At 54.0% G+C, this 19,577-nt stretch carries 21 protein-coding genes and 1 tRNA gene; 7 read left to right on the top strand and 15 right to left on the bottom strand.

Translation table 11 applies throughout. The annotated features are described in order from the left end of the window. Position 1: 1 nt before the first annotated feature. Genes RHH81_RS03375 through RHH81_RS03355 form a run of 5 tightly spaced genes read right to left on the bottom strand, consistent with a single transcriptional unit; the run spans position 2 to position 4,054 of the window. Entirely contained in the window at positions 2-712 is a 711-nt protein-coding gene (locus RHH81_RS03375) for an NrtR DNA-binding winged helix domain-containing protein (protein WP_206201071.1), read from the bottom strand. Next, positions 709-1,269 (bottom strand): nicotinate-nucleotide adenylyltransferase, encoded by a 561-nt coding sequence (locus RHH81_RS03370; RefSeq protein ID WP_302676822.1) that lies wholly within the window; start codon positions 1,267-1,269, stop codon positions 709-711. Before RHH81_RS03370 ends, RHH81_RS03375 begins: the two co-directional genes overlap by 4 nt. Further along, positions 1,266-2,579, bottom strand: coding sequence for a nicotinate phosphoribosyltransferase (locus RHH81_RS03365; RefSeq protein WP_310743384.1), 1,314 nt, complete (start codon positions 2,577-2,579; stop codon positions 1,266-1,268). The genes RHH81_RS03370 and RHH81_RS03365 overlap by 4 nt, the downstream gene beginning before the upstream one ends. Positions 2,580-2,602: 23 nt before the next feature. After that, positions 2,603-3,592, bottom strand: coding sequence for an o-succinylbenzoate synthase (locus RHH81_RS03360; RefSeq protein ID WP_310743383.1), 990 nt, complete (start codon positions 3,590-3,592; stop codon positions 2,603-2,605). A gap of 12 nt (positions 3,593-3,604) precedes the next feature. Next, positions 3,605-4,054 (bottom strand): hypothetical protein, encoded by a 450-nt coding sequence (locus RHH81_RS03355; RefSeq protein WP_206201067.1) that lies wholly within the window; start codon positions 4,052-4,054, stop codon positions 3,605-3,607. Between the two features lie 158 nt (positions 4,055-4,212). Between RHH81_RS03355 and recJ the strand changes: the two genes are divergently transcribed. Continuing rightward, positions 4,213-6,465 carry a single-stranded-DNA-specific exonuclease RecJ gene (gene recJ, locus RHH81_RS03350; protein WP_310438056.1) on the top strand — a complete coding sequence of 751 codons (2,253 nt, stop codon included), beginning with the start codon at positions 4,213-4,215 and terminating at the stop codon, positions 6,463-6,465. A 290-nt stretch (positions 6,466-6,755) separates the two neighbouring features. Here recJ and RHH81_RS03345 read toward each other — a convergent pair whose 3' ends face one another. Then, a complete protein-coding gene (locus RHH81_RS03345) occupies positions 6,756-7,508 on the bottom strand; it encodes a YebC/PmpR family DNA-binding transcriptional regulator (protein ID WP_206201065.1) in 753 nt (250 codons plus the stop codon). Between the two features lie 85 nt (positions 7,509-7,593). After that, positions 7,594-7,734, bottom strand: a complete 141-nt coding sequence (locus tag RHH81_RS03340) for a photosystem II reaction center protein K (RefSeq protein WP_011056031.1) — start codon at positions 7,732-7,734, stop codon at positions 7,594-7,596. Positions 7,735-7,813: 79 nt separating this feature from the next. On the opposite strand from RHH81_RS03340, the gene tadA reads away from it, so the two are divergent. Continuing rightward, entirely contained in the window at positions 7,814-8,308 is a 495-nt protein-coding gene (gene tadA, locus RHH81_RS03335) for a tRNA adenosine(34) deaminase TadA (RefSeq protein ID WP_206201064.1), read from the top strand. Here tadA and folK read toward each other — a convergent pair. Beyond that, positions 8,229-8,810, bottom strand: a complete 582-nt coding sequence (folK, locus tag RHH81_RS03330) for a 2-amino-4-hydroxy-6-hydroxymethyldihydropteridine diphosphokinase (RefSeq protein ID WP_206201063.1) — start codon at positions 8,808-8,810, stop codon at positions 8,229-8,231. The two genes, tadA and folK, sit on opposite strands and share 80 nt — an antisense overlap. Positions 8,811-8,879: 69 nt before the next feature. Here folK and btpA point away from each other — a divergent pair, with 69 nt between their 5' ends. Beyond that, positions 8,880-9,770: a photosystem I biogenesis protein BtpA gene (btpA, locus tag RHH81_RS03325; protein ID WP_310743382.1), complete on the top strand. Its 891-nt coding sequence runs from the start codon at positions 8,880-8,882 to the stop codon at positions 9,768-9,770. A 2-nt stretch (positions 9,771-9,772) separates the two neighbouring features. Here the strand turns inward: btpA and hisG are convergent, their stop codons facing one another. The 5 genes from hisG to queF form a co-directional block, all read right to left on the bottom strand. Beyond that, a complete protein-coding gene (hisG, locus tag RHH81_RS03320; RefSeq protein ID WP_206201062.1) occupies positions 9,773-10,408 on the bottom strand; it encodes an ATP phosphoribosyltransferase in 636 nt (211 codons plus the stop codon). A gap of 3 nt (positions 10,409-10,411) precedes the next feature. Further along, positions 10,412-11,638 carry an ATP phosphoribosyltransferase regulatory subunit gene (locus RHH81_RS03315; protein ID WP_206201061.1) on the bottom strand — a complete coding sequence of 409 codons (1,227 nt, stop codon included), beginning with the start codon at positions 11,636-11,638 and terminating at the stop codon, positions 10,412-10,414. A 6-nt stretch (positions 11,639-11,644) separates the two neighbouring features. Next, a complete protein-coding gene (locus RHH81_RS03310) occupies positions 11,645-12,586 on the bottom strand; it encodes a DnaJ domain-containing protein (RefSeq protein WP_310743381.1) in 942 nt (313 codons plus the stop codon). 168 nt (positions 12,587-12,754) lie between these two features. After that, a tRNA-Gly gene (locus RHH81_RS03305) sits at positions 12,755-12,826 on the bottom strand. Positions 12,827-12,845: 19 nt separating this feature from the next. Beyond that, positions 12,846-13,244, bottom strand: a complete 399-nt coding sequence (gene queF, locus RHH81_RS03300) for a preQ(1) synthase (RefSeq protein ID WP_149820908.1) — start codon at positions 13,242-13,244, stop codon at positions 12,846-12,848. Positions 13,245-13,387: 143 nt separating this feature from the next. Between queF and RHH81_RS03295 the strand changes: the two genes are divergently transcribed. Further along, positions 13,388-13,627 carry a hypothetical protein gene (locus tag RHH81_RS03295; protein WP_302678836.1) on the top strand — a complete coding sequence of 80 codons (240 nt, stop codon included), beginning with the start codon at positions 13,388-13,390 and terminating at the stop codon, positions 13,625-13,627. Between the two features lie 4 nt (positions 13,628-13,631). On the opposite strand, the gene RHH81_RS03290 is transcribed toward RHH81_RS03295, so the two are convergent. After that, a complete protein-coding gene (locus RHH81_RS03290) occupies positions 13,632-14,081 on the bottom strand; it encodes a fasciclin domain-containing protein (protein WP_302678835.1) in 450 nt (149 codons plus the stop codon). Between the two features lie 162 nt (positions 14,082-14,243). Here RHH81_RS03290 and RHH81_RS03285 point away from each other — a divergent pair, with 162 nt between their 5' ends. Beyond that, positions 14,244-15,629, top strand: a complete 1,386-nt coding sequence (locus RHH81_RS03285; RefSeq protein ID WP_310743380.1) for an NAD-dependent succinate-semialdehyde dehydrogenase — start codon at positions 14,244-14,246, stop codon at positions 15,627-15,629. Here the strand turns inward: RHH81_RS03285 and RHH81_RS03280 are convergent. Further along, positions 15,626-17,569, bottom strand: coding sequence for an ABC transporter ATP-binding protein/permease (locus RHH81_RS03280; RefSeq protein WP_310743379.1), 1,944 nt, complete (start codon positions 17,567-17,569; stop codon positions 15,626-15,628). The genes RHH81_RS03285 and RHH81_RS03280 overlap by 4 nt on opposite strands. Positions 17,570-17,642: 73 nt before the next feature. Here RHH81_RS03280 and RHH81_RS03275 point away from each other — a divergent pair, with 73 nt between their 5' ends. Together RHH81_RS03275 and pflA are read left to right on the top strand one after the other, a co-directional pair. Further along, positions 17,643-18,308: a 1-acyl-sn-glycerol-3-phosphate acyltransferase gene (locus RHH81_RS03275; protein WP_302678833.1), complete on the top strand. Its 666-nt coding sequence runs from the start codon at positions 17,643-17,645 to the stop codon at positions 18,306-18,308. Positions 18,309-18,793: 485 nt separating this feature from the next. Beyond that, positions 18,794-19,558 (top strand): pyruvate formate-lyase-activating protein, encoded by a 765-nt coding sequence (gene pflA / locus RHH81_RS03270; protein ID WP_206201054.1) that lies wholly within the window; start codon positions 18,794-18,796, stop codon positions 19,556-19,558. Positions 19,559-19,577: the final 19 nt, after the last annotated feature.

The raw sequence follows: 19,577 nt of genomic DNA, 5'->3' as shown, positions 1-19,577 counted from the left end.
TTTAGACAAAAACTAGGGGCTTATCCTTAAGCGGCGCAAAGGCCTCGCGATCGAAACGGTAGAGGGTTGCCGGTCGGCCCGCGCCGCGGATCACTTTTTGGTGCGTATCCTGCAAAATGCCGAGTTTCAAAAGCCGTGAGCGGAAATTGGAGTAGTCGGAGAAGTTGGCTCCCAAAACGGTGCTGTAAAACTGATAGAGATCATTGAGGGTGAAATACTCAGGCAACACATCAAAGGCAACGGGGCTGTACTCCAGCTTATTGCAGAGGCGGCGGTGACCATAGGCCAAGATTTTGCTATGGTCAAAGGCCAGTTCTGGACAGGTACTTAGGGCAAACCACTGCACGGGACATTCGCCGGCGGCAATCAGTTCCGCATCAGCAAAGCGCACCAAGGCAAAGTAACTCACAGAAAGATAGCGCTTGCCATAGGTGCCCTCGCGGGGATCTCGCGCCGGTTCGCCAAAGGTGTACAGTTGCTCCAGATAGAGGTTACGGACGCGAATTTTTTCCGCTAGGGTGCGATAGGCAGCGGCTTCAAGGGATTCCCCCTGCCGCACGAGGGTACCAGGGAGGCTCCAATACCCGGCAAAGGGCACCTGTTGTCGCTGAACCAGTAGCACAAGAAGGCGATTTTGATCCGTATCCACAGAGAAAATAACGTTGTCCACGCCAACAACAAATTCCGCAAGGGGTAAAGGGGAGGCGCTCATGGCTGGGAGTAGAGTCCTTGCTGCTGAATGTACTGGGCGATCGCCGGCAGGAGTTGTTGTTCATCCCGCTGTTGCCGATAGGTCGTCGAGGAGACCGCCGGCCCCCGATAGTCAGCCAGTTCCACTTGGGGACATAGTGGCTGCACGGCTTGCCAGTCCTTGGGGTCAATGACAACACCGGGACGCTGCAAGACCAACAGTTGCACCTGTGCAAGCAGTTTCTCCGCCTGATACCACTGCGGCAGTTTAGCGAGAACATCACTGCCCACCACTAGGGTAAGGGGTTCATTCGGCCACTGCTGCTTTACCTGCTCCACGGAATGGATGGTGTAGGGGTGGCTGAGTTCGGGGTGATGTTCGACATTAGCACGGTTGAGGCTGCGCACCAAGAGATTGAGCATGGCTTGGCGATAGGGCAGGGGGGTTTGCTGCCCTTTGAAGGGATTATCGGCTGCCCACACCAGCACGCGGTCATAGCGATCGCTCAACCACTGGAGAATATCCCCGTGGGCGGCGGTGGGTGGATCAGCACTGGTACCAAAAAGGGCGATCGTCATGGATGCTGTCGCAACTGTTGAATCAGGGCTTCCAAGGCAGGGGAATAGACCACTGGCTGGGTGACATCGAGGAGCGTCTCTGGCAATTCTGCCAAACTGGCACGGTGGCGATCGCGAATTGTCGCCAAGGACTCCGGGGGAGAGAGGGGGTGCCCTGCCTGCATGACCAGTTCGAGGAGCGGTTTGCCCCAAACATTTTCCTCGCTGGCAAGGGCAAGGCAATCCCCACTGGGACGGCGATAAATTTGCTTGCGTCCTGGCAACGTCATTTTGCCACTGGAGGTCTTCATGACTCCCTGACCATTGATTTCCACGAGTTTATAGACCCCGTTGACAGGATCCCCCGTTACCAGCTTCGTGCCGATGCCATAGGTATCAATACAGGCACCGGCTGCTCGCAGGCGGCGAATTTCCCCCTCATCGAGATCCCCACTGGCAATAATTTTCGCTTGGGGCAGGAGCTGGCGAATTTTCTGGGAGAGGCTAAGGAGATCCCCTGAATCAATGCGAACAGCCTTGACAACAATTTCCCCGGCCGCTTGGCGATCGGCGAGGGTGGCAACGGCAGCGAGGGTGTCGTAGGTATCGACCAACAGTGCGCCTTCGGGATAGTAGCGCAGGAAAACCGTAAAGGCATCCTGTTCTGTACCAGCAAGGGTGGCGATCGCCATCACTAGGGAATGCGCCATCGTGCCTGTGGGGGAAACCCCCAACTGCTGTGCTGCTAAGACATTCGAGGTGGCTGTAAATCCGGCGGCGAGGGCTGAGCGTGCTGCCCATAGGGAAGCTTGGGGACTAAAAGCACGCCGTGTGCCGAATTCCAGCAGATCTACCTCTTCTCCCACCAACTGTCGCAACCGTGAAGCGCGGGTAGCCACAAGGGTTTGGTAGTTCACGATATTGAGCAGACAGGTTTCTAGCCACTGGGCTTGCCAGAGGGGGGCTTCAATCCGCAGCAGGGGTTCTTGGGCAAACACCACTGTCCCTTCCGGAACCGCCCAGACATCCCCACGAAACTCACTGTGGCTCAACAAGTCCCAAAATGCTGCAGGTGCCCGCTCAAAAACCGCTAGACTTTTCAAGTAATCAATTTGCTGCGGGGTGAATTGCACTTGTTGTAGGTATTCCAGTACCTGAGCCAACCCCATGGCCACCAAATACGTATATCCTCGGGGTAGTCGCCGCACACTGAGTTCAAAGCTAGCGGGTGTCCAAGCCAAATCCTCACCTGCGTAGGTGGCCACCATTGTCAGTTGGTAGAGGTCCGTCAGCAAACTGTAATCACTGGCGGCCAAGGTGAAACCTGTCATGGCTTTGAGAGGTGAAGGATGTTTTATTTATAGTAATTTTTACCATAATTGTCAAGGCAATCCCATATCGCTGTGTAATCCGCAAGAGTGTTCAGTAGGCGAGCCGATCGCCAGCGTTCGACGCCAAAGCCAAGGGCACGACAGGGTTGCCACGTTTCAAAGCACTGAAAAATTGCCGTGCGGGCGATCGCCCCTTCGAGGGCAGAGGAAAAGACCAGCCGTTGCGGTTCTAAACCTTGACGCAACAGGACACTCAAGCGTTCTGGAGAGCCAAACAGCGCTGGCTTAATCACAAAGCGTCCCGGCCAGCCGCGCTCTAACCAACGCTGCAATTCTCTTGCACTCACTACGCTCTCATCGAGGGCGATCGCGGTTGTCACCGTCTGAGACAGCCTCAATAGGGCTTGCCATTGGTCAGGGGGTAGCGGTTGCTCCACATACTCAATTTTGCCGTTCCCATGGCGATCGAGCCAAGCAAACCACCGCTCTGCAGTGGCCAAATCCCAACCCCCATTGGCATCAAGGCGTAATTTAGCCCCCTGAGGCAGGGCTGCCAGTAAGGTCGTGAGGATTCCTTGCTCCTCCTTTGGGGACAGGACACCAACTTTCCACTTGAAGGTGGTTTGCCCCCGCTGCCAAGGCTGCTGCCACTGCTCAAGGGCGGCTCGACCACTGCCTAAAAGGGCGCAGATTGGCCAAGGGTGAATCCTATAGGGCAATTGCCCGACACTTTGCCATGCGGTGGCAAAACCAAACTGGGCGGCGGGTAAGTCCTCAGGAATTGCGGCAATGATCTCTGGGCTGAGGTGACAAGGCAGTTGCTGACACAGGGCAATAGCGGCACTGAGGGTTTCGCTGCCCCAGCCGGGAAGGGGGGCAATTTCACCGTAGCCCACTTGACCTTGTTCATCTTCAAGGCGTAGATAAATTCCTGAGCGCGATCGCCAGACCCCCTGCGCCGTTGCCAAGGGTTCTCGAAGGAGTTCCTCATACACCCGCCATTGCCAGCGCATCCGTGCAGGCCGCTAAACCCGTTCAAGCGTTGCCTCGAGCAAATGTTTGAGCTTATGGCTGTTGTGAATCCCACTCAGCAGCGTGTAGTGATTAGCATCCAGTTGCCAGTAGTGCTCGAAGCCTGTACAGCGGTTGGCATCCCCCAGCAAAATAAACTGCTGCACGATCGCATGGGGCGTAATCCATCCCTCTCCCTCCAGCCGACCCAAGAGACTATGTTGGAGCACATAGGTAAACACCTGCTCATCCACTTCCAACTTCCCCCGCGACTGCAACACTAATTCTGGCTTAACTTGATCGGGAAAGGTGATCTTGGCGGCCATTGAAAACCAGTCATCTTGGCCGTAGGAGACGAGAATCCTCCCCGTCACCGGAATCGGCTCCTGATTTGCCTCTAACCACATTCCCTTGAGCAGCCACCGCCCCCCATCAACTAAAAACGTATGATTCACGTTTCTCATATCCCCAATGGCTGTCCTGATTGTAGCCTTCCCCAATTTTCAGTGCTAGAGAGCAGCAGCAATTTTTGGAAGTCTCTCTGGCCGCAGGGGGCGATCGCTATGATTAAAGGAATAGTCAAAGAATATCTTTGCTGCCCTTCCCTAGAAACTGAACTTCCATGCAGCGTCCTTGGCAATCCTGTTCTGCTCACCCTGCCCCCTTAGAGTTTATCGAGCAAGTCAAGAGCCTCCACCCCGATGCGGGGGCAATCACTGCCCAGTTGCTTTGGCAGCGGGGCTATCGCGATCTTCATCGGCAAGTGCCCGCTTTTTTAAATTGGCGACACTACCAACCTGCCTCTCCCTTTGAGTTTCCAGAAATGCAAGCTGCCCTAGCCCGTTTGCAGAAAGCCCTAAACAATCAAGAAAACATTGCCATTTGGGGAGACTTTGACACCGATGGGGTCACGGCCACCGCCGTTCTCTGGGAAGGGCTAAAACCCCTTTTGGGGGCGCAATTGGTGGACTTTTATATTCCCAATCGCCAGCACGACTCCCATGGTCTCTCGCGCCATGGCCTTGAGGAGCTTCAAAAAAAGGGGGTCTCCCTGATCATTACCTGTGATACGGGCTGTACCAACGGTGCTGAAATTGCCCTTGCCCGTCAGTTGGGGATGGAGGTGATTGTTACCGATCACCACACCCTTGAACCCGCTTCCTTGGGGGCTGTGGCGCTGATCAATCCGCGGCAGTTGCCTTTGGAGCATCCGCTGCGCCATTTATCCGGGGTCGGCGTCGCCTACAAATTTTTGGAAGCCGTTTATGCAACGTGGCCAGAGAAAACCCAGGGGTATGCCCTCGAAAACCTCCTTGATTTGGTGGCCATTGGCCTGATTGCCGACTTGGTTGAATTGAGGGATGAGTGCCGCTACCTTGCCCAGCGCGGCTTGGAACAACTCGGCAAGCGTCAGACCCTCCGCCCGGGGATTGCTGTCCTTTTGCAGGGCGCGTCCAAAGACACGGCTCGGCAACGGCAGATTAGTTTTACCGTCGCACCCCGCCTCAATGCTGTCAGTCGTGTAAAGGGAGATGTGCGGCCTTTGATTACGCTGTTGACTACCCAAGATTGGCGCCAAGCGCGGCAGTTGGCACAGCACATTGAAAAAGTGAATGCAGAACGGCAGCGACGCCAAAAAGAGATTGCTCAGATGGCCCATGCCAAGGTGGCTCAGTTGGACCTCTCAGCATCACGGGTGATTCTCCTCACCGATGACAGTTGGCCCTTGAGTCTTTTGGGGCTGGTGGCAAATGAGATCGTGAAAACCTATGGCCGCCCGGCAATTTTGCTTCAGACCAATCCAGAAACGGGCATGGCCGCAGGTTCAGCGCGCTCCGATGGCTTTGTGGATCTCTATGAGGCACTCCACAGTCAACGGCACTTATTTGAGGGATTTGGCGGGCATCCCTATGCAGTGGGCTTTCGGCTGAAGGTGGCGCATATTCCCCTTTTGGAAGCCGCCCTCAACCAATTCTTGGCACAAAAAGAGGGCACGGCGATCGCGACACCAAAACCCTTGAGGATTGACTTGGAAGTGAGCTTGGATCAACTCAATGAGCGATTGCTCAAGGAACTAGAAGTGCTGGCTCCCTTTGATTCTACTCACCATCCTCTCCCCCGCTTGCTGGTGCGAAATGTGAAACTTACTGACCTCAAAGATAACCAGAACAGGGGGAATCAGAACATCAGAAAATACGTCTCAATGCTGCTCCGCGATCCCCAAGGGAAGTCCTCCTTTCCTGCCAAGTGGTGGGATCATCAAGTGGCGGATTGTCCCAAAGAACGCTGTGATCTGGTGATTGAGCTAGAGCAGTGGCAAAAGTCCCTATCAGCCATCATTAAAGAGCTGCGACCCAGTGCAACCAATGTCATCCAATCGGCCTCTTTTCAGTCCCTCATGGATTATCGCGATCGCCCCCACGAGGCAAGCGGCAAGGGTCTGCGCGTCGAAACTTGCCCGACATCACGGGAAAGCTGGCGCCAGTGGATTCAGCGAGCGAAAAGGGAACAGCAACCTTTAATTCTGGCCTACTCTCTCCCTCCAGAGCAGGACGCCCTAAAAGTCTGGCAGGCATTTTTGACGTTATGCCAACAGGCCAGTCAGCAGGGAACATCTTTACAACGCGAGGAGTTGCGGGAACACCTTGGCATTGAAATGGCCACCTTGAACTATGCCCTCAATGTGCTGGAGACACTGGGGGTTCAAGTTATGCAGAGCGGAGAAGAGTTTTGGTGTGAGTGGCCACCTGAAGTGAAATCTTCCCGCCATACGGCAGTGGCCTTAGAGACCTTCACAGCAGCGATCGCCGAGGAAAATTTCCGTCGTCGCTATTTCGCCGCCGCCCCCCTCCCAGCGCTTCAGGAAACACACTAAAAACTGGCTACAACTTTTTTCAGCAGGGAACCTGAGGAACACACACGAGCCGACAGGGGAAACACACAAAGGCGGGAACACACAGGCAATCAACGTTGATTGAGAGAAGAAGAGCGATCGCTCTAAGGAGAGCCTCAGTCTGGTTACACACAACGTGCCTCGGTGCAATGCCTGCAACCGTACTTTTATGCTCCCACGGCTGCCTTTGGGTGCCTACCGTGTTTCCACTCAATTTTTTGCGTCTCAGCAGCGCAGAAATCTTTGCCAAAATCCCGTAAAACCACGGATGCCTAGACGTACATCGCCTCCATGAGGGCATCGCTCATCGTGACGTTGGTGGCCACACTTTGAATATCATCGAGATTTTCGAGAGCATCCATCAACTTGAGGACGCGCCGCGCGGTATCTTCATCGGTGATTTCTACCGTATTCATTGAGACCCAGCGGCTTTCGGTGTCGAGGACAGTGTAGCCGTGTTCTTTCAGGGTTTCGCTGACGGTTTCTAGGGCAGGCACGGGACAGCGCACCTCAGCTACATCCCCTAGCATTTCATAGGTTTCCACATCAGCCGCTAGGAGTGCCTCAAGGAAGGCTTCCTCATCTGTAGGGGCGGTAACAGTAACAATGCCCCACTGCTCAAACATCCAGCCCACACAGCCGGTTTCGCCGAGGTTGCCCCCTTGCTTATTGAAGGCTGCCCGCAGATCCGCTGCCGTGCGATTGCGATTATCTGTGAGGGCCTCAATCAAAAACGCCACACCCCCCGGCCCATAGCCTTCGTAGCGAATTTCCTCTAAGGGGGCATCACTCTCAAGCGTACCCGTCCCTTTGGCGATCGCCCGCTCAATATTTTCACTAGGAATCCCCGCGGCTTTTGCCTTCTCAATCGCACTGCGCAGTTGAAAGTTGCCCGCTGGATCCCCTCCCCCATGCCGCGCCGCGATAATAATCGCTCGCGATAGCCGCGCAAAGGTCTTGCCCTTTTGGGCATCCACCCGCGCCTTTTGCCGTTTAATGTTTGCCCACTTACTGTGACCTGCCATAGGGGAAACACATGCCAAAAGTCAAGAAGAACCCCGCTGAAATCAACGGGGCAAGTCAACAGGGTTATTTTGATCGAAGCTATCTTTAACGGAAACCGACAGCGGCTTGCCAAACAAAGGCCAAGGCCAAAAAGAGCACAGGAATTACCGGCAGCACATCCACGAGGGGATCAAAAATGGCGTAGGCTTCCGGGAGTTTAGCAACCAAAACTAAAGCATCAATCATGGTGTTTTCCTAAAAGAATTCAGCGATCGCAAGAGAACTGAAAAAATAGTACCATAGCCACTGCGGCAACGGGATCGCCATGCCAGACATTCTCCCTTTATCCGAAACAGACCCGCATGACTTTTGGATGCAACAGGCGATCGCCCTCGCAGCACAGGCAGGAGCTGCCGATGAAGTGCCCGTAGGCGCGGTGATTGTCAGTGCCGAGAATGAACTCATTGCCACGGGGGAAAATCGCCGCCAGCGAGATCATGACCCCACTGCCCATGCGGAAATCATTGCCCTCCGCCGCGCGGGTCAACGTCTAGGTACGTGGTATTTAACGGGCTGCCGCCTCTATGTGACCCTAGAACCCTGCCCGATGTGTGCCGCTGCCATTGTTCAAGCCCGCATTCACACCCTCATCTACGGGACGACCGATCCAAAAGCTGGGGCCATTGATTCAGTGCTGCAACTTCCGCAAAGCCCAGCGGTGTTCCACCGGATTCAGGTGATTAGCGGGGTTCAGGCGGCGGCCTGTCGGCAGCAGTTGCAAACGTGGTTTCGCCAGCACCGTCAGAGAGAACGGCAATAATGCCCGCATCCCCCACTCGCTCCCGTAGGGTTTGGATGGTGTCACCCAGTAGGGGGTGTCGCCAGTGGGGGGCGATCGCTGCAAGGGGCACAAGGACAAAGGGTCGCTCGGCCAAGCGGGGATGGGGCAGGGTGAGTTCGGCAGTGGTCATGACGCGATCGCCATAGAGCAGCAGATCCAGATCAAGCGTGCGGGATCCCCAATGCTCTTGCCGTTGGCGACCAAACTGCGTCTCAATCCTTTGCAGCGTTTGCAGAAGTGCCCAAGGGGAAAGTTGCGTTCGGGCAATCAGACAGCCATTCCAGTAGTCCGGTTGCGGGGGGCCTATCGGGGTCGTGCGATACCACGGCGAGCAGGCTAAGACATGAATCCCCGGCGTTTGGGCAAGCACTTGGACGGCTGAGCGCAGTTGTAGCAATGGCTCACCAAGGTTGCTTCCGAGGGCGATCGCCACGAGGGGGGGGTCAGACGGGGATATACTTAAGTCAGTGCATTCTGCCATTGTGCCTGTGTAGAGTGCCTGCCACTCCTCCTGTTATACCTGCACTGTTCACCTATTGCCGAAATCGTTGTGGATCTCCGGACTCTCTTTCACACTGCAACCCCCGTCATTGGTGTTGTCCACCTCCTGCCCTTACCCACCTCTGCCCGTTGGGGGGGGAGCCTGAAGGCCGTTATTGACCGCGCAGAACAGGAAGCCACAGCCCTCGCCTCAGGGGGCGCCAATGCCATTATTGTTGAGAATTTCTTTGATGCTCCCTTCACCAAAGATCGGGTGGATGCCGCCGTCGTCAGTGCCATGACCTTGGTGGTGCAGCGGTTAAAGAATCTGGTGGCCTTGCCCATTGGCCTGAATGTGCTGCGCAATGATGCCTTCAGTGGTCTGGCGATCGCTGCCTGTACCGGGGCACAATTTATCCGCGTTAATGTGCTCACTGGGGTAATGGCGACAGATCAAGGCATTATTGAAGGCCAAGCCCATCAACTCCTGCGCTACCGCCGCGAACTGGGGCAAGACATCAAAATTTTTGCCGATGTGATGGTAAAGCACGCCCAGCCGCTCCACAGTCCGAACCTCGCCACTGCGGTACGGGACACCTTTGAACGGGGACTCGCCGATGGGGTGATTCTCTCCGGTTGGGCAACGGGACATCCGCCTACTGAGGAAGATCTATCCGTGGCCGCCAGTGCCGCCAAGGGACAACCCCTCTTTATTGGCAGTGGTGCCTCTTGGGACAATGTGGAGCAATTAGTGCCCTACGTCAACGGTGTCATTGTTGCCAGTTCTCTGAAGCGCAATGGCCAGATTGAACAACCCATTGACCCCATTCGTGTCAGCCGTTTTGTCGAAGCATGGCAGCGAGCCCACCACAAGATTCAGGAACTCAATCGCGCCAATGGCAACTGCCGGGGGTCGATCAATGAACCCCTGCCAGCCATGGTTGTGCACGGCCAAAAATGAGATCAGGCGATCGCTCCTGTTAACTGCGGAACGTAGTGTCCAAGACCATTGAGGTTGAGGCGATAGCTGCGGGGATGGGCAATCAAGTAGGCTGTGCTGCTAAAAATTTGCTCTAACTCCACAAGGCCATTTTCCTTGAGGGTGCGCCCCGTCGAGACCAAATCTACAATCGCCTCTGCCATCCCCGTAATCGGCCCCAGTTCCACTGAACCATAGAGCGGCACTATATCCACGGGCAAATCCAACTGCTGGAAAAAGGCATCGGCACAGCGGACAAACTTTGAGGCGACGCGGCAATGGGGGGGCAAATCGCGGGCACTGCGGTAGGGGCTAGAGGCTTTGACGGCCACCGATAGCCGACACTGACCAAAACCGAGATCCGCTAGCTTGGCCACGTGGGGATTTTTTTCCCGCAGCACATCGTAGCCCACAATGCCCAACTGCGCTTGACCATACTGCACATAAACCGGGACATCTTGGGCACGTACCAAAAGGGCGCGGGCACGGCCATCCTGAGAAAGCACCTGAAGTTGGCGATTTCCCGGCTCGAGGAGCGCTTCAAAATTTAAGCCCACCCGTTGGAAGTAGGCAATACTATCTTTGAGTAGGGCACCTTTGGGTAGGGCGATCGTTAGCATGGCCTAAACACTCTGAATCTGCAAATAGGTTGCCCCATCACTGAGGGCTTCGATCTGCGGTGGCGCATCACTCTCAATCCAAGCAATATAGGGAATCTGGCGATCGCGGGCATAGGCGCGGATTTGTTCTGGCGTCAGATCTAGAAGTGCCAACTCCACCCGCGTCGAGCCATCCAAGCGTAGGGTTTGGGCATGGTGGAGGGCAGCAGCGAGGGCGTTGCTTGTGCGGGGAACCACCAGCCATTGACTACGGGGAGCTAAGAGGGCGGCTGGGGGAATGGCGATCGCCTGCAGGAGCGCCTCGACATTAAAGACAAAACCAATCCCCGGCACCGTGGCACCGTCCGGATGATAGATACTGAGCAGTTGATCATAGCGCCCCCCTTGAGCCACCAACCGCAGTTCCGTTTCCGTGGGAATTAAGACCTCAAAGATAATCCCCGTGTAGTAATCAAAGGACTGCACAAGGCTGAGATCAAGGGTAATCGCCAAAGACTCAGCCACCAAGCCCAACAACTGTTGCAATTCCCCAAAGCGATCGGCCACCCCTGCCACGTCAGACCACTGCGCTAAGCGTTCCCCCACTTCCCTTGGAGTGCCCCGCAGATCAAAGAGGGCAAGGGCGCGATCGCGCCAAGGGGTAGGGAGAGCCTGCAAACTCACGCGGTCTAAATTAGCCAAGCACTGGCGCACCGTTTTTTGCAGCTCCGCTGGAAAGGGACTGAGCAACTGTTGCGTCAGGTGGGCATCCCCCACCAAGAGATAGGCCTCCTCAACCGCTAGTGCCCCAAGGCACTCCTGCACCAGCCAGAGAATTTCTGCATCCGCCGCTAAACCTGTTGCCCCCAGTAGCTCCACTCCCGCTTGGAAAAATTCCTGCTGGTTGCCCAACTCTGCCACAGTTGTCCGCCGAAAGACATTGGTTTTGTAATAGAGCCGTTGGGGCAGTTGCCTGCCTGCCATACGAGTCACAGCAGCACGAGCGATCGAAGCCGTTAATTCTGGCCGCAATCCCAAGGGTTCATCACCGCTTCCTTGGACTTGAATAACTGTTTCTGGATGAACGGTTCCCCCTGCCGTCAATGTGGCCAAGGTCTCGATCGTCGGCGTAATAATTTCTTGATACCCCCAGCTTTGAAAGACGCGCTCCAAGCGCTGCTCTAGCCACCGTTGCCGTGCCACATCAAGGGGCAAAATATCGCGGGCACCACAGGCAGGTTGATACACCATAGTGAATTATTTTTTCCCAAAAAGACCAAAGAAGGAGGATTTCTTTTTCTCCGGTTTTGGCGGCTCAGTATTTTTTTGCTGTTGCTGGGCTTTACGCTCCCTCTTGCTAATTGCTTCGAGTCCCTGTATGGCCGTCACCTCTTGAGGATTCAGCTTCAGGGCTTGATTAAAGTGAATTTTGGCCATACTGAGGGAGCCTTGTTGCAGATACACCTTGCCTAGGAGAGCATTGCAGCGGGCACTGCGGGGGTCAATTTTCAGGGCATCCTTCAATTCTTTGATGGCTTCCAGATAAATGCCTTTATTAAAGAGTTCTTCTGCGCGTCGGAAGTATTGCTCTGTAAATTGCTCTGTTTTGGGAGCCTCTGTCGGCGGTGTCGTCCCTGTGGCGGCTGCTGGTGTGGCACGCACTTGGGTTTCATCTGATTTGGGTGGGGGTGCAGGCGTAGAAACCGTGGCTGTGGTTGCCTTGCCGCCTGCCGATCGCCACAGATAAATCAAATTGAGTTCACTAATTTGTTCGCTAATTTTCAGGACATTGTTTAAGTCTTTGTACTGATCTTGGGCAAGGGTATTGAGCGCCTTTTGATAGGCTTCTTCAACATTGGCAGCGTTAAAGACTTCCTGTGCCAAATCAAAGGTGGGCGTTGGCACAATATTGGCCGTTAGCAGTTGCTTTTCAAGCAAGCGCAAAATGACTTGATATTCTTCCCGCTCTTTTTCTTGGGAAAGCACCTCATAGGCAGGATTCACAAACTTGGAGAGCAAATCACTGGCCATTTTTTTGCCCGATTCATCATCACGGCTGTCGGGGTGCAGTGTCTTGGCAATTTTGAGATACCGCTTGCGAATTTCCCCGGGTGCTGCCGACAATGGAATCCCTAGGGCAGCATGGAGATCCCGTTTGGAGTTAAAGCGACCCAGACCGTGATTGATCTCGAAGGGCATAATCAGTGAAACCGCAGGGGCAGAACATCATTAGATTATACCTGCTGATAGAGGGGGTTGGTGGCCAAACAATTGGGTACCTTCATGGCTCCGCCACGCTAGCGCGAAAGGGCAGCTTTGAATCTCTGAAATGCTCCAGAGTACCGCATTTTGGTGGTTTTTAGGGAAAGCGGACGATGGGACTCGAACCCACGACGTTCAGCTTGGGAAGCTGACATTCTACCACTGAATTACGTCCGCAGTCTTGCAGTCTATAATTTTAGCACGAACTGTCCGGCTGGCGATGGTGTTCGACTGTAATAACGGTATGCACATTGCCACGGGGGGCAAAGTCCCCTTTGATTTTCATGTAGAGGGGGTCGCAGGCGGCCACGAGATCATCGAGGACTTGATTCACCGCTTCTTCGTGGGAAATGTAGCGATCGCGATAGCTGTTGATGTAAAGCTTAATCGCTTTTAGTTCCACCACCTTTTCATGGGGAATATAGCTAACGTAAAGCGTGGCAAAGTCAGGATAGCCAGAAAATGGACACTTACAGGTAAACTCCGGCAGGGTAATCTCAATGGTGTATTGCCGACCGGGACGTGGATTGGGAAATGTAATCAGTTGCCCTTCTTGAATGGCGCGTTCGCCGTACTTCATTTCTGATACTTGCATTGTTTGGTTCCAACAGCTTGAGAACGACTCAGAGATTCTCTTTAGACCATAAGTAAAGTTTATCAAGATTTAAGTTCCTAGCCCCTCGACACCAACGTTGCAGGGTGAGAATAGGGTAGAGAGGTTGTTGAGGCGAGAGTGCCATGGAACGTTATCAGCCAAATGGAACCCCTCTCTCAGAGGCCGATAAAGCAGAACTAGCCCAACTCAAACAACTGCTAGAGCGAGCGATCGCCGACGGCGTATTGACTGCCGACGAAATGGCGCAAATCAAGCGACAAATTCGCGCCGATGGCAAAGTCACCTATGAAGAGCTAGAGCTTTACCGCCAGTTTGTGGAGGAGAAAATCCGCCAAGGGCTTTTGGTGCGGGAAATTCGCTAACGCCCTAGACTTTGTAGGGGATGTTGGTGTCCTGAAAGGAGTGGGCTGGATTCAGACCCATCAAGATCACGGTGTCAATGACATGGATAATACCGTTCTCCGCTTCAATATCAGCGGCAAGGACAGTGGCGTTTTTGACTTCCAAGGGATGATCGCCATGAATCGGAATAGTGGAACCTTCGAGGGAAGTGACAATTTCCATCTTTTTCAGGTCGGCGGCTTTGTAGGCACCGGCAACCACATGGTATTTGAGAATCCGCGCTAACTGGGGAGGATTTTGCACAAGGGAGGTAATGGTGCCATCGGGCAACTTGGCAAAGGCATCATCATTGGGGGCAAACACCGTAAAAGGCCCCGGCGATTGCAGGGCTTCCACCAGATTGGCCACCTTGACAGCAGTCACTAGTGTGGAAAAGCCGCGAGTATTCACTGCAATATCAACAATGGTTGCCATAAAAGCGTGCCCCACAACTGCGATGAAAATGCACAACAATGGTTTGCGATCGCCCCATTCATCAAGAGGATGGGGACTGTAACAAACGCTAGAATTAGCATACTGAACCCACGTCCTAGGCGCTAGCGATCGCTGGCGTCAGCCAGATAGGGAAATTTAATCATGGCAATCGCGTCGGTTAATCCCACAACCGCTGAGGTCTTAAAAACTTTTTCCCCCTTAGGGGCTGAGGAAGTGGAGAGGGCGATTGCCCAAGGGGCGACGACCTTTGAGACCTATCGTCTGACAGCCTTTGAGCAGCGTGCCCAGTGGCTAGAAAACACAGCAAATCTCCTGCAACAGCAGCGGGATGCGCTTGCTCGCCTCATGACCCTTGAGATGGGTAAACCAATGACAGAGGCGCGGGCTGAAATTGACAAATGTGCGTGGGTGTGTCGTTACTATGCCGAGCAGGGAGCAGCTTTCCTGCGGCCTGAATTAATTCCCACAGAGGCAAGCTACAGCGCGATTCATTACCAGCCCCTTGGCATTATTTTGGCCGTGATGCCGTGGAATTTTCCCTTTTGGCAGGTGTTTCGCTTTGCGGCCCCGGCCTTGATGGCGGGGAATGTGGTTCTGCTCAAGCATGCTTCTAATGTGCCTCAGTGCGCGCTGGCGATCGCCCAGCTCTTGAGGGAAGCGGGCTTTCCTGCGGGGGTCTTTCAAACCCTGCTGATTCCCGGCAGTGCCATTGCTGATCTGGTGGCGGATCCGCGTATTAAGGCAGCGACTCTCACGGGCAGCGAAGCAGCGGGCAAAAGTTTAGCCCAAGCAGCAGGTCAGCACCTCAAGAAAACCGTTCTGGAACTGGGGGGAAGTGATCCCTTTATTGTCATGCCCAGTGCCAATATCCCTCAGGCGATCGCCACCGCTGTCCAAGCCCGCATGATTAACAATGGCCAATCCTGCATTGCGGCTAAACGCTTTATTGTCCATGAGGCTGTCTATGACACCTTTGCCGAAGGCATGAAAGCTGCCTTCGAGACGTGGGTAATTGGCGATCCCTTGGAACCCACCACACAACTGGGGCCTCTTGCTACTGCCGCCATCCGTGATGAACTCCACGCCCAGGTTGAACTTGCCCTTGCCCATGGTGCCAAGGTCTTTTACCGCCGCAACCTTGATCTGCCGAGCCATTGTCAGCAGGGGTATTTCTTTGCGCCGACGATGTTGGCAGAGGTCACTCCAGATAACCCCGTGTTTCATCAGGAGCTATTTGGACCTGTGGCGATGCTCTTTCGGGTACCGTCCCTAACTGGGGCAATCGAACTGGCCAATGCCACACCCTTTGGTTTAGGCGCCAGTGCTTGGACACAGGAGAGCGATGAAGCGGAGATCCTCGTGCGGGATCTCGAAGCGGGTGCCGTCTTCATTAACGCGATGGTCAAGTCGGATCCACGTTTGCCCTTTGGCGGGATCAAGACCTCTGGCTATGGCCGTGAACTGGAACGGGCAGGACTGTTGGAGTTTGTCAATATTAAAACAGTGTGCCGCTACGGCGATACCTAACTGAGGGCATAAAATTTCCATTCGCGATCGCCCTTGAGTTCTAAAACGTACTTGTGGTACTGCATCAGGCTCTCACGGTGGCCAACACTAATGTAGTTGCGGGTGGTGCGCTGAATATGCTCATAGACCCGTTTTTCGTTGGCTAAGTCTAGGGCGCTGGTGGCTTCATCCAAAATGGCGTAGGGGCGGTGATTCAGCAGCAGGCGGGCGATCGCCAGTCGTTGTTGTTCCCCAAGCGACAGCACATCATCCCACGCTAATTCCACATCCAGACCACCGACGCGATCCGGCAAATGTGCCAAGTTGACTTCGTTAAGGGCGTGCAAAAGCACATCGTCTGGGGTTTGGCGATCGCCACTGGGGTAGAGCAGTTGGGTGCGCAACGTACCCAGCACCATATAGGGGCGTTGGGGCAAAAAGAGCACTTCATCTACGGGGGGACGAATAATACGGCCACTGCCACTTTGCCAGAGTCCAGCGATCGCCCGCAGGAGCGAACTTTTACCCACCCCACTCGGCCCCATAATCACCACACTTTCCCCCGCCTCAAGGGCAAATGTGACATCTTCCACCAGCCGCCGTGCCAAGTTCGGTGTATCCACAGCCACGTGTTCTAGGGCAATGTAGGACTTCTCCACCAATTGAATTTGGGATTGGGGGGGCACTGGGGGCGTTGTCAAAACCTCATCAAACTCTGCCAAACGCTCAATACCCGCAATAAAGCCCGTGAGGTTCGTAAACTGGTTCACAATGATTGAGAGTGCCCCCAGCACCTGCGAGAAAGCAAAGCTGGCTTGGCTAATAGCACCAAAGTCAATCTCACCAGCAAAGTAGCGGGGAGCAACCACAGCTGCTGGCACAATCACCACAAAGTAGTTGTAGGCCGTGGTGAAAAACTCCAGATTGCGCTGCCAACCAATCAAGAGGTTAAAGTTCCGCAGCACCTCGAGAAAGCGCTGACGCACCTGCACCGACTCTTGGCCTTCACCGCGATAAAAGGCAATGGACTCGGCATTATCGCGCACATGAACCAAGCCATAACGAAAATCGGCTTCGCGCCGCAGTTGGTTAAAGTTCAGCCAAATCAGGCGTTGTCCAATCAAAACGGTCACAATCGTACCGACAATGGCATAGCCAACCAAGGTCAGCGTTAGGGTTTGGGAGATACTCCAGAGAATGCCACTAAAGGCAATGAGGTCAATAATTTCGCCCAGAATGATCAGTAGAAACTGGAGTGAGGTTTGGGTAAAGGAGCGGATATCCTCGGTGATCCGTTGATCAGGGTTATCAATCTCGCCTTGGTTTTCGATGGTGTAGTAGGCTCGATTCTGGAAATAGCGATCCAAAAAATGACGGGTGAGCCAATCCCGCCAGCGCAACCCTAGATATTCGCGCACGTAGCGATAAATGACGACAATCGGCGTCCCCACCACAAAAACGCCAGCATACACCAAGAGGAATCGCCAGTAGGTTTCAGCATTTTTCTCCGCCAGTGCCGTCTGGAAGAAGCGCCCGACAAAGCTAATGATCACGTTGAGGCCACTCACGGAGAGGGAAAGCATCAGCAGTAACCCCAAGAGTGCCCACGCTTGCCACCGAGGCAGCAGGGGTTGCCGCAGCAGCGCAAAGACGCCCAAGGGGAGAATCACCGTCCCCAGCAGAATACTACGGCTGAGGGGCTGTGCCCACAGGGATTGAATCATCTCCATGAGACCACCGGCAATTTGTCCCATCAGTTCGGGGGCAAGGGCATTGAGGCCAAAGGTCACGGCTGCCGTCAGACCGAAGAGGAAGCCAAACATGAGGGCAATGACCAGAAAAAGCAGCAGGATAAAGATCACACTGCTGCCCCAGCGATCGCGGGGAAAGAAATAGGGTTGGGCAATCCGCAGAAACTGCCCCCAAACACGGAGATTAAAGCGATGGGTCGGCTGCGACATTGGCTTGTTCCTCGACAGTGGCAAGGGGCTACAGGCCTACTATTGTAGTGGGGGCAGCTACAGAGGAGAACGGATGCGCCATAAAAAAACGGCACCCACCACATCTCATATCTCACCGTGGCTCTATTGGGGGTTATGGCCAATTCATCGCCTATTTTTGCCCCTTTACTTTTCGCGGATTACGATTGTCGGTCGCGAGCAGTTGCCCAAGGAGGGTCATTTCTTGCTTGCCCCCAAGCACTGTAGCCGTTGGGATCCGGTGATTTTGCCCTTGGTGTGGCCTTATCCGCTACGCTTTATGACCAATGCGATCGAGTTTGGCGGGGTGCAGGGCTGGTTTATCCGTCGTCTGGGTGCCTTTGCTGTGAACCTCAACCGTCCTCAGCCCAGTAGTTTGCGCCATGTGCTGGAGATTCTCAATGCAGGTCAGCCCCTAGTGATCTTTCCCGAGGGTGGGATTGTGCCGGATCAGGTAGTACGTCCCCTGAAGCCCGGTCTTGCCCGTCTTGTCTTGCAGGCCGATCGCCCCCTGCCGATTTTTCCCGTTGGCATTGCCTACGATCCACAGCCGCAGTTTCGTGCGCGGGTAGCCCTTTGGATTGGAGCGCCCCTGTGGACGCCCGCTGAGCGCGAGGGCAACCTCAAACAACAGGCACAGGAATTGACCCAGCAACTGGAAGCAGCCTTACATGCAGCCGTGCTTGAGGCCCGCAAATGTGCGGGATCGCAGGGCGAGTAGAGCTACTTTGTCACTAATCACACAATTGGCCTAGATCAAGAGAATTTTGTAGAATAAAGACAAGATTGAACAAGTCCTCAAAAGCCTCAATCTTGATATTTTCCAAGCTTTGAGCAAGCGATCGCCCACCAATAGGGGTGTACTTAAAGACTCTTTATTAAGTTAGGCAACGTTGCGAAACAACCACCAATCCTAAAAGTTAATTAAGACAGCGGGCAAATTGTGTTTCTGCTTTTATGCTGAAATTATAGTTTTACCAAGCGCAGCACTGTACTGCTCTTTTCCCAAGAATGGAGCACGTTCAAAATGGCTACATAACAGATGTACCCCCTAGGCCGTAGGCAAGACGTAGAGAGGAATTGAAAACAGAGTTTTTGTTAACTGGGATACTTTCTTAAGCGATTAAAATTTTAGCAAATTTTTTAGAAAGTTCTCTTTAAATCCATAAACGCTATCTCAAGCAATCTGTTGTCACCGAGGTTTCAATGATGGTTTCCATACTCCCTGAAAAACAACCCGAAAAACAAAAGGTGACAGGTTACATTCACTCCGTTGAGACCTGTGGCACGGTAGATGGCCCCGGCATTCGCTATGTGATTTTTACCCAAGGGTGTCCACTGCGCTGTCTGTACTGCCACAATCCCGACTGCCGCGAACCCCATCAGGGCAAGCTCGTAACCGTGGATGAACTGATTGCCGATATTCAGCATTACCAATCCTATCTGCGCCAAGGGGGCGTAACGGTTAGTGGCGGCGAACCACTGATGCAGCCGGAGTTTGTGCGTGAAATTTTTGAGCGCTGCCACGAATTAGGATTGCACACCGCCCTAGATACGTCGGGCTATGTGGTCTTGGAGGCGGCTAAACCGGTTGTGGCGGCAACGGATCTGGTTCTGCTGGACATTAAATCCTTTCTGCCGGAGACCTATCGGCGGGTCACCAGTGTCACGATTACCCCCACCTTGGAGTTGGCCAAGTACCTAGATGAGATCCACAAACCGACGTGGATCCGCTTTGTCTTGGTACCGGGGCTGACGGATGATCCCGAAAATATTCGGGGATTGGCGCAATTTGTGGCGGGTCTGCGTAACGTGGAGAAAGTGGAGGTGTTGCCCTTTCACAAAATGGGGGAATACAAATGGCAGCAATTAGGGTTGCCCTATGAACTGTTTGATACGCCGGCAGCGAGTCCCAAAGATGTCCAACGGGCGATCGCCCTTTTCCGTGAATATGATCTCAACGTTCAATAACTTGCCCATTTAAGAAATT

It is taken from the genome of Thermosynechococcus sp. PKX95 (assembly GCF_031583295.1).
Taxonomy (GTDB): domain Bacteria; phylum Cyanobacteriota; class Cyanobacteriia; order Thermosynechococcales; family Thermosynechococcaceae; genus Thermosynechococcus.
This window is presented reverse-complemented; position numbering and strand designations above follow the sequence as displayed.

Excerpts from the sequence above, each read along its gene's own strand:
- RHH81_RS03375 (WP_206201071.1), bottom strand. The coding sequence starts at position 712 with ATGAGCGCCTCCCCTTTACCCCTTGCGGAATTTGTTGTTGGCGTGGAC.
- RHH81_RS03370 (WP_302676822.1), bottom strand. The coding sequence starts at position 1,269 with ATGACGATCGCCCTTTTTGGTACCAGTGCTGATCCACCCACCGCCGCC.
- RHH81_RS03365 (WP_310743384.1), bottom strand. The coding sequence starts at position 2,579 with ATGACAGGTTTCACCTTGGCCGCCAGTGATTACAGTTTGCTGACGGAC.
- RHH81_RS03360 (WP_310743383.1), bottom strand. The coding sequence starts at position 3,592 with ATGCGCTGGCAATGGCGGGTGTATGAGGAACTCCTTCGAGAACCCTTG.
- RHH81_RS03355 (WP_206201067.1), bottom strand. The coding sequence starts at position 4,054 with ATGAGAAACGTGAATCATACGTTTTTAGTTGATGGGGGGCGGTGGCTG.
- recJ (WP_310438056.1), top strand. The coding sequence starts at position 4,213 with ATGCAGCGTCCTTGGCAATCCTGTTCTGCTCACCCTGCCCCCTTAGAG.
- RHH81_RS03345 (WP_206201065.1), bottom strand. The coding sequence starts at position 7,508 with ATGGCAGGTCACAGTAAGTGGGCAAACATTAAACGGCAAAAGGCGCGG.
- RHH81_RS03340 (WP_011056031.1), bottom strand. The coding sequence starts at position 7,734 with ATGATTGATGCTTTAGTTTTGGTTGCTAAACTCCCGGAAGCCTACGCC.
- tadA (WP_206201064.1), top strand. The coding sequence starts at position 7,814 with ATGCCAGACATTCTCCCTTTATCCGAAACAGACCCGCATGACTTTTGG.
- folK (WP_206201063.1), bottom strand. The coding sequence starts at position 8,810 with ATGGCAGAATGCACTGACTTAAGTATATCCCCGTCTGACCCCCCCCTC.
- hisG (WP_206201062.1), bottom strand. The coding sequence starts at position 10,408 with ATGCTAACGATCGCCCTACCCAAAGGTGCCCTACTCAAAGATAGTATT.
- RHH81_RS03315 (WP_206201061.1), bottom strand. The coding sequence starts at position 11,638 with ATGGTGTATCAACCTGCCTGTGGTGCCCGCGATATTTTGCCCCTTGAT.
- RHH81_RS03310 (WP_310743381.1), bottom strand. The coding sequence starts at position 12,586 with ATGCCCTTCGAGATCAATCACGGTCTGGGTCGCTTTAACTCCAAACGG.
- queF (WP_149820908.1), bottom strand. The coding sequence starts at position 13,244 with ATGCAAGTATCAGAAATGAAGTACGGCGAACGCGCCATTCAAGAAGGG.
- RHH81_RS03295 (WP_302678836.1), top strand. The coding sequence starts at position 13,388 with ATGGAACGTTATCAGCCAAATGGAACCCCTCTCTCAGAGGCCGATAAA.
- RHH81_RS03290 (WP_302678835.1), bottom strand. The coding sequence starts at position 14,081 with ATGGCAACCATTGTTGATATTGCAGTGAATACTCGCGGCTTTTCCACA.
- RHH81_RS03285 (WP_310743380.1), top strand. The coding sequence starts at position 14,244 with ATGGCAATCGCGTCGGTTAATCCCACAACCGCTGAGGTCTTAAAAACT.
- RHH81_RS03280 (WP_310743379.1), bottom strand. The coding sequence starts at position 17,569 with ATGTCGCAGCCGACCCATCGCTTTAATCTCCGTGTTTGGGGGCAGTTT.
- RHH81_RS03275 (WP_302678833.1), top strand. The coding sequence starts at position 17,643 with ATGCGCCATAAAAAAACGGCACCCACCACATCTCATATCTCACCGTGG.
- pflA (WP_206201054.1), top strand. The coding sequence starts at position 18,794 with ATGATGGTTTCCATACTCCCTGAAAAACAACCCGAAAAACAAAAGGTG.